Annotated in this window: 16 protein-coding genes; 11 read left to right on the top strand and 5 right to left on the bottom strand. The window is 65.1% G+C overall.

Annotated features, from left to right (window positions below):
- Positions 1-47 precede the first annotated feature (47 nt).
- Positions 48-887 (bottom strand): acyl-ACP--UDP-N-acetylglucosamine O-acyltransferase, encoded by an 840-nt coding sequence (gene lpxA / locus P8R42_25355; protein ID MDG2307919.1) that lies wholly within the window; start codon positions 885-887, stop codon positions 48-50.
- A complete protein-coding gene (locus P8R42_25360) occupies positions 884-1063 on the bottom strand; it encodes a DNA gyrase inhibitor YacG (protein MDG2307920.1) in 180 nt (59 codons plus the stop codon). Before P8R42_25360 ends, lpxA begins: the two co-directional genes overlap by 4 nt.
- A 77-nt stretch (positions 1064-1140) precedes the next feature.
- Here P8R42_25360 and P8R42_25365 point away from each other — a divergent pair, with 77 nt between their 5' ends.
- Genes P8R42_25365 through metG form a run of 7 tightly spaced genes read left to right on the top strand, consistent with a single transcriptional unit; the run spans position 1141 to position 8549 of the window.
- Complete coding sequence (locus tag P8R42_25365; protein MDG2307921.1) at positions 1141-1980, top strand: uroporphyrinogen-III synthase; 840 nt, start codon at positions 1141-1143, stop codon at positions 1978-1980.
- Between the two features lie 45 nt (positions 1981-2025).
- Positions 2026-3060 (top strand): uroporphyrinogen decarboxylase, encoded by a 1035-nt coding sequence (hemE, locus tag P8R42_25370; GenBank protein ID MDG2307922.1) that lies wholly within the window; start codon positions 2026-2028, stop codon positions 3058-3060.
- A 2-nt stretch (positions 3061-3062) separates the two neighbouring features.
- The gene (hemG, locus tag P8R42_25375) at positions 3063-4523 is read left to right on the top strand and encodes a protoporphyrinogen oxidase (GenBank protein MDG2307923.1); all 1461 of its coding nucleotides are present in this window, start codon (positions 3063-3065) and stop codon (positions 4521-4523) included.
- Positions 4520-5146, top strand: a complete 627-nt coding sequence (gene tmk / locus P8R42_25380; GenBank protein ID MDG2307924.1) for a dTMP kinase — start codon at positions 4520-4522, stop codon at positions 5144-5146. The genes hemG and tmk overlap by 4 nt, the downstream gene beginning before the upstream one ends.
- Positions 5143-6156: a DNA polymerase III subunit delta' gene (gene holB / locus P8R42_25385; GenBank protein ID MDG2307925.1), complete on the top strand. Its 1014-nt coding sequence runs from the start codon at positions 5143-5145 to the stop codon at positions 6154-6156. The genes tmk and holB overlap by 4 nt, the downstream gene beginning before the upstream one ends.
- Before the next feature lie 4 nt (positions 6157-6160).
- Positions 6161-7021 (top strand): regulatory iron-sulfur-containing complex subunit RicT, encoded by an 861-nt coding sequence (gene ricT / locus P8R42_25390; protein MDG2307926.1) that lies wholly within the window; start codon positions 6161-6163, stop codon positions 7019-7021.
- Positions 7022-7025: 4 nt separating this feature from the next.
- A complete protein-coding gene (metG, locus tag P8R42_25395; GenBank protein MDG2307927.1) occupies positions 7026-8549 on the top strand; it encodes a methionine--tRNA ligase in 1524 nt (507 codons plus the stop codon).
- A 15-nt stretch (positions 8550-8564) separates the two neighbouring features.
- Here the strand turns inward: metG and P8R42_25400 are convergent, their stop codons facing one another.
- Both P8R42_25400 and P8R42_25405 read right to left on the bottom strand, forming a co-directional pair.
- Entirely contained in the window at positions 8565-9032 is a 468-nt protein-coding gene (locus tag P8R42_25400) for a transcriptional repressor (protein MDG2307928.1), read from the bottom strand.
- A 48-nt stretch (positions 9033-9080) separates the two neighbouring features.
- Positions 9081-9449: a hypothetical protein gene (locus tag P8R42_25405; protein ID MDG2307929.1), complete on the bottom strand. Its 369-nt coding sequence runs from the start codon at positions 9447-9449 to the stop codon at positions 9081-9083.
- A 104-nt stretch (positions 9450-9553) separates the two neighbouring features.
- Here P8R42_25405 and P8R42_25410 point away from each other — a divergent pair, with 104 nt between their 5' ends.
- On the top strand, positions 9554-10390 hold the full coding sequence (locus P8R42_25410; GenBank protein ID MDG2307930.1) for a universal stress protein: 837 nt from the start codon (positions 9554-9556) through the stop codon (positions 10388-10390).
- Positions 10391-10601: 211 nt separating this feature from the next.
- On the opposite strand, the gene P8R42_25415 is transcribed toward P8R42_25410, so the two are convergent.
- Positions 10602-11237, bottom strand: a complete 636-nt coding sequence (locus P8R42_25415) for a polyhydroxyalkanoate synthesis regulator DNA-binding domain-containing protein (GenBank protein ID MDG2307931.1) — start codon at positions 11235-11237, stop codon at positions 10602-10604.
- Positions 11238-11742: 505 nt separating this feature from the next.
- Here P8R42_25415 and P8R42_25420 point away from each other — a divergent pair.
- The 3 genes from P8R42_25420 to P8R42_25430 all read left to right on the top strand — a co-directional run bounded on the left by P8R42_25420 (position 11743) and on the right by P8R42_25430 (position 15212).
- Positions 11743-12915 (top strand): sigma-54 dependent transcriptional regulator, encoded by a 1173-nt coding sequence (locus tag P8R42_25420; GenBank protein ID MDG2307932.1) that lies wholly within the window; start codon positions 11743-11745, stop codon positions 12913-12915.
- A 404-nt stretch (positions 12916-13319) separates the two neighbouring features.
- Positions 13320-14309 (top strand): hypothetical protein, encoded by a 990-nt coding sequence (locus tag P8R42_25425; GenBank protein MDG2307933.1) that lies wholly within the window; start codon positions 13320-13322, stop codon positions 14307-14309.
- A gap of 159 nt (positions 14310-14468) precedes the next feature.
- Positions 14469-15212, top strand: coding sequence for a HEAT repeat domain-containing protein (locus P8R42_25430; GenBank protein ID MDG2307934.1), 744 nt, complete (start codon positions 14469-14471; stop codon positions 15210-15212).
- The last annotated feature ends 19 nt before the right edge of the window (positions 15213-15231 follow it).

Genomic DNA, 15231 nt, shown 5'->3' on the forward strand with positions numbered 1-15231 from the left:
AAAAATCTCGAAATTCCAGGGAACTCTCAGATTTCAGTGGAGAATGCTCAACCATCGTCCGGCGGAGGCTCGGTCGCTTGGACCCGCGCCCGCGGTTCAGCAGAGCAGAAGCCATGGCGTCCGCCATCCAGGAACTCGAACAGTTGTGCAAGCTCTGGTGTCGTTCCAGCTTCCCCTTCGAGCTCGCTTTGCAGCTTCGCGCGCGCCCGGCCGAGGTTCGGGCGCCCAAAGAACAGGGCCCGGTAGGCCTTCCTCACTGCGATGATCCGTGGCCGCTCGAGACCCGCTCTCCGCAGCCCCACCACATTGACTCCCCGCAACGTGTTCACGTCCGCGGCGATACAAAAGGGGGGGACGTCCCGGCTCGCCGCGCACAGCCCCTGTAGCATCGCGAGGCGCCCGACGCGGGTATGCTGATGAACCACCGCATTGCCAGATACGAATGCACGATCTCCCACCTCGACGTGACCACCAAGGAGGGCACCGTTCGCGAGCATCACGTGATCCGCCACCGTGCAGTTGTGGGCAACGTGGGTGTTCGCCATGAAGAAACAATCGCTGCCGATGCGTGTCTCCGTGCCGGCAGCCGTACCCCGGTGCACCGTACATCCCTCGCGAAAGACGTTTCGGTCCCCGATCGTCAAACCGGTCGGCGCGCCGTCGTAGCCGAGATCCTGCGGCTCGTTGCCGAGGAACACACCCATGTGGACGACGTTGTCTCGACCCAGCGTCGTCCCGCTACAGATGTAGGACTGCGCCTGAATTCTCGTACCGGCGCCGATCCGCACACCGGCTTCGATGACGGTGAAGGGCCCGACCGAGACGTCCGCCGCAAGCTCGGCTTCGGGACTGACGAGCGCGCGCGGGTGGATCAGCGTCGAGGTCACGAGGATTCATCTCCATCGTCGTCGGGCACGCCCCCCGGCTCTCCGGGAATGACGTACCGCTCATCCAGCCACGAACCCAGATCGATCAATCGGCATCGCTCGGAACAGAAGGGACGGGATTTCGCCTCCTTCCAGATCACCCCTGCGCCGCACTGTGGACACTGAATCCTTCTCATCGCGTCTCTAGACTCTACCACTTCGCTCGCCTCACGCATTGTGAAACGCCCGACCTGGACGTACTGTCGCGTCCATCGTGGGGAAGCTCGAAGGGCTGACGATCGTGGCGTTCGAGCGGCGAAGAGCCGTGGAGCTCGAGCGGCTACTCGCACGACACCAGGCAACCTTGGTCTCCGCGCCCGCGCTTCGGGAGATCCCGCTCTCCGAGAACCCCGAGGCTCTCCGCCTTGTCGACGAGCTCCAGTCGGGGACCATCGGCGCGATCATCCTCCTGACCGGAGTCGGCACGCGAGCGCTCGTGGAAGCCGTCGAGTCCCGATGCCCGCAGCCGCAGTTTATCGAGCTGCTCCGGAGCGTCCCTCTGATCGCGCGCGGACCGAAGCCCGTCGCGGCGCTCCGCGAGCTCGGCCTGACCGCCAGACTCCGCGCGCCGGAGCCCAATACGTGGAGAGAGATCCTGGCCGAACTCGACAAGAGCTTCCCCGTCGAGGGCCTGCGCGTAGCCGTCCAGGAGTATGGCCGCACGAATCCTCATCTCACGGCCGGACTCGAAGCCCGCGGCGCGACCCCGCTCCCGATCCCCGTCTATCGGTGGGGCCTCCCAGAAGACCTCGGGCCGCTGCACGGCGCCATCGAGCGGCTGATCCGCGGCGACGCGCAGGTCGTCGTCTTCACGACCGCTGTTCAGCTCGATCACCTTCTCGAGGTCGCGGGGGAAGCGGCCGACGAGGTCGTGCGAGCCCTCCGAGAGAACACCGTCGTGGCCTCGATCGGCCCGTCGGCGACGGAGGCCCTTGTAGAGAAGGGGATCACGCCCGAGATCGAGCCGGAGCATCCGAAGCTCGGCTACCTCGTAGCCGCGATCGCCGAACGAGCAGCTGCGCTGGTCGCCGGCAAGGCCCGCCCCGGCTCGTGAAGCCCGAAGGTGCCAAAGCCAGTCGGCCCGATTAGGATGGGAACGATGAGCTCCGACGCCCCATTCCTCCTCGCTTGCCGACGCCAGAAGACGCCGTTCACGCCAATCTGGATCATGCGCCAAGCCGGCCGCTACCTGCCCGAATACCGCGCCGTCCGCCAGCGGTTCAGCTTCCTCGAACTGTGCAAGACACCTGAGGCGGCGGCCGAGGTCACGATACAGCCGATCGATCTCGTCGGGACCGACGCGGCCATCCTCTTTGCCGACATCCTGCTCATCCTGGAACCGCTGGGCCTCGGTCTCGAGTTCTCGCCGGGCGACGGGCCATCCCTCGCCAACCCCATTCGGAGCCCCGAGCAGGTCGCAAAGATGCCGCGGCCCGACGTTCAGGACTCGCTCTCCTACGTCTACGAGACCATCCGCCAGGTGCGCAGCGGGCTCGCCGACCGGGTGCCGCTCATCGGCTTTGCCGGTGCGCCGTTCACCCTGGCCTCCTACGCGATCGAAGGCGGCGGCTCGCGCAACTACCTCACCACGAAGCGCTTCCTCCTCGAGCACCCCGAGGCCTGGAACGAACTCATGGCACGGCTCGTCGACGTCACGGTCGACTACCTGAGCGGACAGGTCGACGCGGGCGCGCAGGCTCTGCAGATCTTCGACAGCTGGGTCGGCCACCTCGGCCCGGACGACTACCGAACGTCCGTACTGCCCCACATGCAGAACCTCTTCTCGCGGCTTCCGAAGAGCGTTCCCGTGATCCACTTTGGCACCGGAACGCTGGGACTGCTCGAGTTGATGACCCGAGGGGGCGGTGACGTGATCGGCCTCGACTGGCGCGTTCCGCTCTCCGAGGGTTGGCGCCGCATCGGACACGACCACGCCGTGCAAGGAAATCTCGACCCGGCGATTCTGTTCGCGCCCTTCCCGGTGATCCGAGAGAAGGTGCGTGCGCTGCTCGCGGAGGCCGACGGACGCCCGGGTCACATCGCCAATCTCGGGCACGGCGTCCTTCCGAACACGCCGGTAGACGGGGTTCGCTGCCTGGTCGATACCGTGCACGAGCTCAGTACGGGAGCGTGACCATGGAGGCCCAGCAGCGCCCACGCCTCGTCGTAATCGGCGCCGGAATCACGGGCCTCGCCGCCGCGCACCGGGCCTGGGAGAAATCGGGCGACAGCGTCGACGTGCGAGTTCTCGAGGCATCTCCGCGCGCCGGTGGCGTGATCGCGACCGAGAAGCAGGGGGAACTCCTCCTCGAGGGCGGGCCGGATTCGTTCGTCACCGACAAGCCCGGCGCGATCAACTTGTGCCGCCGAATCGGGCTCGAGGACGAGATCCACCCCACCCAAGAGCAGTTCCGCAAGACGCTGATCGTGTCCCGAGGACGCCTACACTCGATGCCCGACGCGTTTCAGTTGATGGCACCAGCAAAGCTCGGCCCGTTCCTGCGATCCCCGGTCCTCTCGTGGAAGGGGCGTCTGACCGCGCTGAAGGATCTGGTCCTTCCGCGCGGGGGACCCGCCGAAGGTGGCGACGAGAGTCTCGCGTCCTTCGTGCGCCGACGCCTCGGGGACGAGGTCCTCGACCGAATCGCACAGCCGATGATCGGCGGGATTTACACCGCCGACCCCGAGACGCTCTCCCTGGCCTCCACGATGCCGCGCTTCATCGACATGGAACGCGATCACCGAAGCGTGGTACTCGCGCTCGCAGCCCGGATGCGTCAAGCGCCGAACGAAGCGGCGAGCGGACCTCGGTACGGAATCTTCGTCTCTCTGCGCGGCGGGATCGGTGCCCTCGTCGAGAGGCTCGTCGAACGGCTCCCGCCGGGGGCCTTGCGAACGAATGCTCCGGTCGCCCGGATGACGCGAGACGAAGCCGGGCCGCGTCCTTGGAAAGTACACCTCGAGAACGGCGACGCCGAAGAGGCCGACGCGGTCATCGTGAGCGCACCGGCCCAACGGGCGTCGACCCTGCTGTCCGACTTCGACGGCGCACTCGGGGCGGGACTCGGGGAGATCGCCTACTCCTCCGCGGCGATCGTGTCCCTCGCGTATCGACGCGCCGATGTTCCGTTCGCGCCCAAGGCGTTCGGATTCGTGGTTCCCTTCGTTGAAGGACGAAAGATCATTGCGGGGTCGTTCTCCAGCATCAAATACGCCGGCCGCGCACCCGAGGATCAACTCCTTGTTCGCATCTTCGTCGGCGGAGCGCTCCAGCCCGAGGTCCTGGAGAACGACGATACCGCGCTCGCCGCCCTCGTCCGTGAAGAGCTTCGCGACCTCCTCGGGATCCGATCGGAACCGAGCCTCACGCGGATCCACCGATGGCCGTCCTCCATGCCGCAGTACTACGTCGGGCACGCGGGCCGAGTCCGCCAACTCGAGCAACAAGCCGCCGCCCACCCCGGGCTTGCACTCGCCGGGAACGCCTACCATGGTGTCGGCCTCGCCGACTGCATTCGAGATGGAGAGGAGGCCAGCGCACGGATGCTCGGCTATCTCCAGACAAGCGGACGCTCCGAGGGACCAGTCACCACATGAACCGATTCATCACCATCGAGGGCGTCGAGGGCGCGGGGAAGACGACGCAAGCCGCGCGACTTGCCGACGTACTCCGGCGCGAAGGGCACGACGTCGTCCTGACCCGCGAGCCCGGGGGAACGGATCTCGGGCGCCGGCTTCGGCACCTCCTCCTGGACGAGTCGTCTCTCGCACCGACGCCGCAGACCGAGCTTCTCCTCTATCTGGCCGATCGCGCCGAGCACGTTCAGCGCCTCATCCAGCCGGCGCTGGAGAAGGGCTCGGTCGTCATCGCCGACCGCTTCTCCGACTCGATGGTCGCCTATCAGGGCCACGGGCGAGGCGTGCCCGTCGAGACGGTTCGCAGCCTCGACGACTTCGCCCGCGGGGGCATCGAGCCCGCGCTCACCTTCGTGCTCGACCTCCCTCCCGAAGAGGGCCTCGAGCGCATCCGCGCCACCCGTTCCGGCGACCGCCTAGAGAACGAGGACATCGAGTTTCACCGCCGCGTACGAGCGGGGTTCCAAACCATCGCGGCGGAGTACCCCCAGCGGGTCACCGTGCTCGACGCGCGCAGCGACGTACCCGCCGTCGCGGCCGAGATTGCCGCACTGGCTCGCAAGCATCTCGGAGCGCCCGCGTGACCTTCGAGTCGATTCGAGGTCAGGACGGAGCCATCCAATCAATCCGTCGTGCTCTCGGGCGCGGCCGCCTCTCCCACGCGCTCATCTTCGCGGGGCCCGGGGGCGTCGGCAAAGGCATGGCGGCACACGCACTCGCGACGGCCCTCTTCTGCAAGAACGACCCCGGACTGGGCTGCGGCGCCTGCGAAGACTGCCACCTAATGGAGACGGGGGGCCATCCCGATCTCTTCGTCGAGGATCTGGCCCGTGCCCGGGAAGAGAAGCCGACGGCCAGCCGACTCTCGATCGACCAGATCCGGCGGACGAGGTCCCAGCTCGCGATGCGCGGCGTTCGCGGGAACAAGAAGGTGGGCCTGATCGACCAGGCGGAGCTGCTCTCGATCGACGCGCAGAACGCGCTGCTGAAGACGCTCGAGGAACCGCCCGGCGAAACGACCCTCGTGCTCGTCTCCACGAACGCCGACGCGCTGCTCACGACCATTCGGTCCCGCTGCCAGACCCTCCTGTTTGCACCTCTCGAGCGAGAACTCCTGCAGGAACTCCTGGTGAACGACGGAACCGATCCTGAGGTCGCCAAGCACGCCGCCGCACTCGCCGAGGGTAGCCTCGATCGCGCGCGATCACTCGCCGCCGAGGGAGGACTCGAGTACACCGCCGAACTTCGCGGTAAGCTCGCAACACTACCGAAACTCAGGCTCCCCCAAGTGCTCGATCTCGCCGCGGAGCTGGCGGCGCCACGCGGCGAGAAGGGGCAGGCGCAGCAACAGCTGAACCGGGCGACGGTGCTCGATTGGTGCCGGGACCAGCTTCTCGAAGCAGCCCGCGCCACCGAGTCGACGGACGCCGCAGGCACCGACGACGAAGCCGAAGCCCACGATCGGCTGCACGAGATTCGTCGGGCGCTCCGGCGAGCCGATCGCGCCTATGCTATCAACCGGGAGTTCGAGAGGAACGCGAACTCCCACCTCGCCTGGGACCGCCTGCTCTTGGATCTGCGCGAATCTCGTTAGTCCCATGGAAGAAACCCACGAACAGGAAGCCCCCGAGGTCGCTCCGACGGCAGACGTCGTCGACGTCCGCTTTCGCGTTCCCGGTCGAGCCCGCGCATTCGACGCCACCCGGGTCGAGACCCGCGCCCAAGACCTCGTCGTCGTCGAGACGGACCGAGGTCCGGAGCTCGGCGAGGTCATGGCACCCGCTCGGCCTCGCTGGCCGAACGAAGCCAAGACGAAGCTGCCTCGCGTCCTTCGGACGGCCGACGCGAACGACATCAAGCGCGCGGACCACAACCGTCTTCAAGAACGGGCTGCCGAACAGCACTTCGCCGAGCAGGCGCGAGCCCTCAAAATACGCGCGAAGCTAAGCCGAGTCGACTATCGCTTCGACGGCGGCAAGGCCGTCTTCTATTTCATCGGAGACGACCGACTCGACGCTCGGGGTCTCGCCCGCGATCTCGCGCAGAAGCTCCATACACGGGTCGAGATGAGACAGCTGGGCCCGCGCGACGCGACGCGCATAGTCGGCGGGATCGGCCCCTGCGGCCGAGAGCTCTGCTGCAGTAGCTGGATGCGCGACTTCGGGCCGGTGTCGATCAAGATGGCCAAGGCGCAGGACTTGTCGATGAACCCGTCGAAGCTCGCCGGGATGTGTGGCCGCCTCAAGTGCTGCCTCCGCTACGAGTACGACACCTACCTGACGCTTCGCCGATCCCTGCCCCGGATCGGCAAGAAGGTGAAGAGCATCAAAGGGAACGGCGTCATCGTACGCCAGGTATTGCTGAAGCAGTCCGTCCAGATCGAGCTGGAAGACGGTGAAGTCGTGGAGTGCTCCCTCGAAGAGTTGGTCGAACGCCGGCCGCCGGAAGCGAAATCGTAATCGAATGTCGGACCGCGCCTACATCACGACCCCGCTTTACTACGTCAACGCCGAGCCCCACCTGGGCTCGACGTACACCAACGTGGTCGCGGACACTCTCGCCCGCTTCCAGCGGCAGCGCGGCGTCCCGACGGTCCTCCAGACCGGTACCGATGAGCATGGCGAGAAGATCGCCGAGACCGCGCGTGAAGCCGGAGTCAGCCCGAAGGACTTCGTCGACGACGTCGCCGCGAAATTCCAGGCCACGTGGGACTCGTGCGGCATCGAGTACGACAACTTCATCCGCACCTCGAACCCGGCGCACATCGAGTTCGTCCAGGGCGTCCTCGCGCGCCTGCACGAGAACGACGACATCTACTTCGGCTCGTACGAAGGGCTCTACTGCATCGGTTGCGAACGCCTCTACACCGAGAAGGAACTGAAGGACGGCCTCTGCCCGGATCACCTCACCAAACCGAGCGAGGTATCCGAGCCGAACTACTTCTTCCGCATGGCGAAGTATCAGGACGCCGTGCGCGAGCACATCGAGAAGAACCCCCGGTTCATCCACCCGGAGGGCTACCGCAATGAGACGCTCGCGATTCTTCGCGACGACCTCGGTGACTTGTGCATCTCACGTCCGAAGGAGCGGCTCTCGTGGGGCATCGAGCTGCCCTTCGATTCAAACTACGTTACCTACGTCTGGTTCGACGCTCTCCTGAACTATGTGAGCGGGCCCGCCACTCTCGGGAGACTCGACGAGCTCTGGCCAGCCACGCTGCACCTCATCGGCAAGGACATCCTGAAGCCACATGCGGTCTTCTGGCCCACGATGCTTCTCGCCGCCGGCTTCCCGCTATATGACCGGCTTGGCGTGGGGGGCTTCTGGTCGAGCGGTGGACACAAGATGTCGAAAAGTCTTGGCAACGTCGCCAAGCCTCTCGAGCTGCGCGACAAGTACGGCATGGACGCGCTGCGCTACTTCTTACTGCGCGACATGGCCTTCGGCCAGGACGCCGACTTCACCGAGCAGGCGCTCATCACAAGACTCAACGCCGACCTCGCGAACGGACTCGGCAACCTCGTGAGCCGCACGCTCGCGATGAGTAACAAGTACTTCGATGGGCAGATCCAGCCGCGCCTCCCCGAGGAGCCGGCCGACGCTGCCCTTGCGGCCGCGTTCGCAACCGCCCGGACTCAGCTCGACCAACACATCGACAACCTCGCATTCCACCGAGGACTCGGTGCCGTGTGGGAGGCGATCGACGCAGCGAACAAGTACGTGGCCGACCAGGCCCCTTTCAAGCTCGTGAAGGACGAAGCGCAGCGCCCACGCGTCGGTGCGATTCTGCACAATTGCGTCGAAGCGTTGCGGGTCGCAGCGCAGCTCTGCGCGCCCGTCCTACCCGAGTCGGCCGAGAAGATCCGAGAGGCACTCGGGCTTTCGTCCGATCGCTTCGCCGATCTCGATCTGGCCTGGGGTGACGCGTTCCAGGACGGGCACGCCCTCGGCGGCCCGATCAATCTGTTCCCCCGCGTCGAGGCCTAAGCCCCCCTCCCGAACCTAGGGCGTCCGGGGCGTTCGGCCGGCGCCTTCACGACATTCGCGACAGATGCCGTAGAGTTCCATCCGATGACGCGCGAGCACGAAGCCCAACCGCTCGGAGATCTCTTCCTGGAGCGCCTCGAGGCCCGGATCGTTGAACTCGACGATCCTGCCGCACTTGTCGCAGATAAGATGATCGTGGTGCTCTTCGTCGCTCTCTGAGTTCTCGTAGCGCGTTTGGCCGTCGGCGAAGTGCCGCTCCTCGGCGAGTTCGCAATCCTTCAGCAGCTTGATGGTGCGGTAGACGGTCGCGTACCCCACCCGCTCGTTCACCTTGCGAACCTCCTGATAGAGGTCGTCGATGCTCATGTGACGAGTGGACGCGAAGAAGACGCGCGCGATGTCGTCTCGCTGGGCCGTGGACTTGAGCCCCTTCTCCTTCAGCGCTCGCCGGAAAGCGGAGAACCTCTCCGTGCGCGATTGCATGTCGCTGCGTTAGAAGCGCCGCGCCCAATTGTCAACGCGCAGCGTCGCCTACTGGGCGGGAACGGGCTCGCCGCCGCGGATCATGACGAGCACTTCCTCCGAAAGGGGCACTCCGGACAGGTCGCGTCCCGAGAGGGCACCCAGGAGCAAGTCGACCTGGATGTCCGGCGCCAGCTCCGATTCCACGAGGAGAATCTCCTGGTCGTCGACGCGGCAGAGCCCACTGCGCACGTGATAGCCAACCTCACGAAGCAGCCTCTCGCGGCGCACACGGATGCCGATCGACTCGGCGGCCGTGCGCAGCTCGGCGATCAGCGCTTCGAGCTTCTCTTCCTTCGCGCGATCTTTCGCGGAGCCTCGGCGGCGTGCCGAAGCGGGCGGACGCTTTCGAACCTTAGATTTTGTGGCTCTAGCCATGTAGCCGCGCTACTATACGGCGCGAAACGCCGTTGTAAAGAGAAGCAAACTACGCAAGACACTGCGCGTCGGCAGAACTCTGGCCTCATCATCGGGAGCAGAAGATGATCAAGAGCATCATCGTAGGCTTAGACGGCTCGGACCATTCGCGAAGTGCCCTTCGGTACGCCACCTGGTTGGCGCGACAGTTCGACGCCACCGTGACGGGCCTCCACGTGGTCGACATCGTCTCGATCGAGGGATCGTTCTTCCACGACATCTCGGGCTCGCTGGGGTTCGAACCGTACCTCGACTTCACCTCCAAGATGCGCGAGGCGCTTCAGGATCGCGGCGCCGCGATCCTCGAAGAGTTTAGTCAGACCTGTCACTCCGAAGGCATCCGGTCGGAAACCGCTCTGCAGATAGGGATCGTCCCGAGTGAGATCTGTGAGCGCGCACGCGAAGCCGATCTCGTGGTGCTCGGGAACCGCGGCGTCAATCAGCGATTCACCACCGGCCTCCTCGGAGGCGTCACGGAGAGCGTGACGCGGCAGTGCTCCAAGCCGGTCCTCGTCACCCCACTCGAGTTCCAGACGCCTGCCGCTCCCTTGCTCGCGTATGATGGCAGTGAGCGAGCCAGCGCCGCGATGCACGTCGCTGCCGAGGTTTGTTCGCAGCTCAGCCTACCCCTCTCGGTCCTGACGGTGTGCCGCGACGCGGAGCAGGGCGACCGCGTACTCGACCAGGCCCGGCGCTACCTCTCCTCGTACTCTCTACCTGCGTCGACAAAGGTGATGGACGGCCACGCATACGAGACGATCCCGAGCGAGATCACGAGCCACGGATACGACCTGGTGTTCATGGGGTCGCACGGACACGGCCGCGTCATGGAGTTCGTTCTAGGCAGCACGACCGAGTACGTGCTCAGGAACGTGCCCTGCCCAGTGTTCCTCAGCCGCTGAGACGGTTCGTCTTGATCTTCGGCCGTCCCCGGTGCTTCCACTGATTTCGGCCGGGCACGGGAGCCACTACCGGTTCCGCTTGAATCCCACAGGCGTCACGCCTCACTCCGTGGCAAGACCCACTCCTTCACCAAGGACCACCCAGAACAGCAGGCCGCGTCGTCGGGGTCGGACCGTCCGAGTTACAGCGGGCCACGGGTCGGGGGCGAACTCAGGTACGCTCGCCGGTGGCGTCTCGGCCCGAAGCCGCGTCTTTGGACGTATTCACGTCAGGCCCCGCGGAGTCGTCCTGACGCGCTTCGTCATCGGCGAGGTCGAGCAGGTTCCGCAGTCGGACCTCGATCTCTCGCAGGCCGTTCTCGAGCCGTTCCACCTCGGGGCCGATTCCGGGGACTTCACGAAGCCGGCTGACCGACTCCTTCAGACCTTCGTCCACGCGGCGCTGAAGATCGTCGATCCGGCGGCGCGACGTCTCGAGCATGTCGTCGATGATGCCAGCACCGGGGGCACTCTCGGGAACGAACTCCGATACACGCTTCTCGGCGGCCTCTCGCATCTCGCCGAAGGCCTCCATGCCCTGCTTGGTCGCTTCGGCGATCGCGTCGCCGCCGTAGCGGACCAGGTCCTGTAGGACGGGCAGCGAAAGGAAGCTCTTCTTCTTCCGCTCATCCTCGAGGATGATCTGGGCGAGGGTCACGGCTGTGAGATCTTCACCGGACTCGTTGTCGGTGACTTCGACCTCGTCACCCCGCCGGACAAAGGCGGCAACATCGTCCAGAGCGACATAACGACTGCTGGTCGTGTCGTACAGCTTGCGGTTGGCATAACGCTTTACGACGCGGCGCATTGTCGTGCTCGGTAACACTCACCCCAGAAGCGGGCAAGGATACGGCTGCCATACGCCTGCATCAGGATCCCCGCCCTAGGCGGTCGGGCGACGCTCTGTCAGGACCTTGAAAAACTCTGGGGTTTCTCCCGCTCGCACAAATTTGTCCACGGGTAAGAGCTCGCACCCAACCACCCGGTGTGAGAATCAGCCCCGCGGTCCCTGCACTTTTCCGGCGCGAACGAACAACCCCACCGCAGGCGGTTACGTACATGAACACCAGCGCACAATACCGTCACTTTCGTAACGCCGTGCGGCGCGGCTCATAACGCCTAAGTGCCCTCCCAGAATTTCGCCCGAAATCCCTCAAACGTTTGATTTTTCAAGTTATTGACCTGGCAATCTCGTGACACGGACCGACAGCACCGACCATGGCGTCATCCTTGCTGTAATCGGCTGAGCGTCGCAACGAACGGATCCGCGACGAATCTACCGACCCCACAAACGAGAGATCAGGAGAGTGCGCATGGCCCGCCACGACGATGCACGTGACACGACTACCCCCCGATCCGAGTTCATGGGTCTCGTGGGGTCCCACCCCTCCATGCAACGCGTCTTCAACCTGATCCGGAAGGTCGGCCCGTCCCAGAGCGCGGTCCTGATCACAGGCGAGAGCGGGACGGGCAAGGAGTTGGTGGCGCGTGCGCTGCACGAGCTCTCGGGGCAGAAATCCCGCAACTTCGTCCCGGTCCACTGCGGCGCCATTCCCGAGGAGCTCCTCGAGAGCGAACTCTTCGGCCATGTGAAGGGCGCGTTTACCGGCGCCCTCGCCGCTCGAACCGGCCGATTCCAGCTCGCCAACGGCGGCAGCATCTTCCTCGACGAGATCGGTGAAATGAGCCCGCGGTTCCAGGTGAAGCTCCTTCGCGTGCTCGAGGACGGCTCCTTCGAGCCCGTCGGAGCGACCTCGACGCTACACACCGACGTCCGCGTCATCGCGGCGACCCACCGGGACCTCCGGACGATGGCCAAGGAGGGCGGATTTCGCGAAGACCTCCTGTACCGCCTCGATGTCGTCGAGATTCATCTTCCAGCCCTCCGCGAGCGGCGCGAAGACATCCCGCAGATAGCCGAGCACTTCTTGACGAAGCTCCGCGAGACCCGCGGAATACCTCGGTTCGAACTCGCTCCAGAGACCCGTCGCAAGCTGATGGCCTACGACTGGCCGGGTAATGTCCGCGAGCTCCGCAACGTCCTCGAGCGCGCCGCCGTTCTGGCCGAAAACCCGGGCGTGATCGTCCCGGCTGACCTACCCGACTGGATCGCAGCGGCAGCCGGCGCCGAGACGCCCCTCCCCGCGACCTCGCGCGACTTCGTGAGCCCCTGGGACTTTGGGGCCGAAGGCACTGATTTCTATAAGGAAATGGAGAATTTCGAGCGCAGGATGATCGGTCGGGCGCTGCAGCTCGCAGGCGGTAGCAAGCGCGAAGCGGCCCGCCTGCTGCAAGTGAACCGCACCACACTGCTCGAGAAGCTGAAGAGGCGCGGTTGGGAGATGCGCGGTGGGTCCCTCGAGCCCGTCGAGGCCCCCGCGGCCACGCCGGACGCCTGGCAGGGCCTCCGCCGCGGCCAGGCTTCGTTTCAGCCGGGCCAGGCCGCCCTCGAACTCCAGAAGCCGATCGCCGTCACGGGGAGCTGAGCCGGAAATCGTAGAGGGTCCGGGAACAAGTCCCCGGACCGCGCAGGCCCTGTAAGAAGTGGGCGGTACCGTGCGTCTCTCCTCGGAACCCTTCGGCTCGTGGTGCCCGCGTTTGGACATCGTTGTCGAGTGGGCTCCAGCTGGGAAGAACCTCGACTTCGGGGGCCGATCGGCTGGTTCAGTTGTAATGGGCTAGGGGAGTTGCTAGGAAAAAGCCGTCTTTTCGAGGGGCTTGTACCAGAGGAGCGAGAACGTGCCCACGGCGCGTTTCAGCTGGGCGAATAAGGCCGCGGGCAACTCGTCTTCAATATTCTGGATTTTGTACATGAGGTCTGAGGGATCTCTTGGGTGGCGTTTCCGTCCGGTTTCTTCAAAGGCACCGACGGAAAGAAAGGAGCTTTGACGTGAAGTACGAGAGGAGTTGGCTGGTCGCGCTGGCCATGACAGGCGCGATGGTTTTGGGGCTGAGCGGGACGAGCTCTGCGAACCAGGACGAAATGAGCTCGTACACGCAGCCGGGCGCACAGCTCGTTCTGCCGTACGACACCAACGAAGAACGTGTGACCTTCCTTGTGGCCAGCAACATCAGCGGCCGCCAGGTTTCGACGCACTGGGTCTTCTGGAACGAGGGCTGTGACGAGGAAGTGAATTTCTCGATCTGCCTCACGCCTAACGACACGGTCGTCGTCGATCCGTCTAACATGCAGGCCATCGGGCGGGACAACGAGGGCATTGGTCCTGAGATCTCGCTCACCGGCGTGCGGGGTGTTGCCACGGTCGTCGCGTACGAGACCGATGACGAGTGCGCTGCGTTCACCTCGAGCAGCAGCATCGCCGACGACGCGATCGTGGGTTCGTTCACGTTCGCGGACACCGTTGACGGCTACTCGTTCGGTAACGACGCCCTCGCCCTCGGCACCATCGGTGGCGCAGTGCAGGTTCCCGAGCCCGATGTCGGCAACGACTACGAGTTTGTCGTGCAGACGTTCAACCCGAGCACCGTCGAGGCCAGCCTCGTCGTCCTGACCCACCTCGAAGAGCAGGCGAGCGATGGGACGGTCATCCCGGCTAAGGGTCAGCTCCGCTTCTCGACGAACTTTGTCGACACCACGGAGATCCCGACCTCGCTGCCGGATACGACGGTCAGCTGCACCTCGTTCTACAGCGTGGCTGGTGGGGACAATTCACTCATCCCGGCCGCGACGACGGTGGAGACCTCGGGTATCATCCGACTCCAGCCGCAGTCGGGTCTCACCAATGGCGACGATTACCTCTACGGTATCGTTGGCCAGGCAGTTGTCGCCTACGGTGCCAGCTCGAGCGTGAAGGTCGAAGAGGTCCCTGGTTCGGCCTCGCCGGCTTTCATCGACGGCATGGACAACAGCCTGTTCTAGATCCCACTCGGATCTAGCAGCAGTGCGAAGCGGCGCCCGGGGGAGACCCCGGGCGCCGTTTTTTTTTGGTGCGCCGTCTGCGGTGCAGAGTGCCTGCGCACCGCGGCACAGCGCACATGAAACCTTGCGCAGTCAGATCGTTTCTGCCCTTATCCGTTGGTGCTCCCGCCTCGCCTCGGACTGACGCTCATCGCTACTTTCTGGCTTCTCTCGTGGGCAACCATCGCCTCTGCACAGTTTGGCGTAGGACAGGGAGGTGGCGGCCAGGGCGGTGCTCCCCCCCAGGGCCAGGCGCAGCAAGCCCCCGGGACTGCCGGCGGCTCCGACGTTGACGAGCTCGGCGGCCAGCTCCGCGATGCGGACCCCACGATCCGCCTCGAGGCCGTGAAGGCCCTCGCGGACGCGAACAAGGACGAAGACGCGATCCAACACCTGATCGACGCGACGGCCGACGTCGATACCCGCGTTCGCCTCAAGGCCATCGATTGCCTGGGCGAAGCCCGCGCGAGCGCCGCGACTCCGGTCCTCGTGCAGACCCTGTACCTACGCGACAGCAAGCCCTGGCTGAAACAGCGAGTCCTCGTAGCGCTCGGCAAGATCGGTGATCCCCGCGCCGCGAAACCCATCGCGGACTTTCTCGAACGAGACGCCGAAGCCAACTTGATCGGTACGGCAATCTTCTCGCTCGGCGAGATCGGCAACGAAGGGTCGATTCCTGCGCTGCGCGACATGGCGCAGGGAACCGAAAACGAACGCCTTGCACTGCTGGCGAACGATGCAATCGGCAAGATCCAGCAACGCCAGGTAAACCCAGAGATCGAAATCCAGGCATTGCGGCCGCAACCGGGCGACATCCAGCGACCGGCCAGCGCAAGCGCCGGTGCGCCTCTCGCCGGCTTCTGAAGTCGGCAGGGCACAAGGA

This window comes from Candidatus Binatia bacterium, assembly GCA_029243485.1.
Classification (GTDB): Bacteria; Desulfobacterota; Binatia; order UBA12015; family UBA12015; genus VGTG01.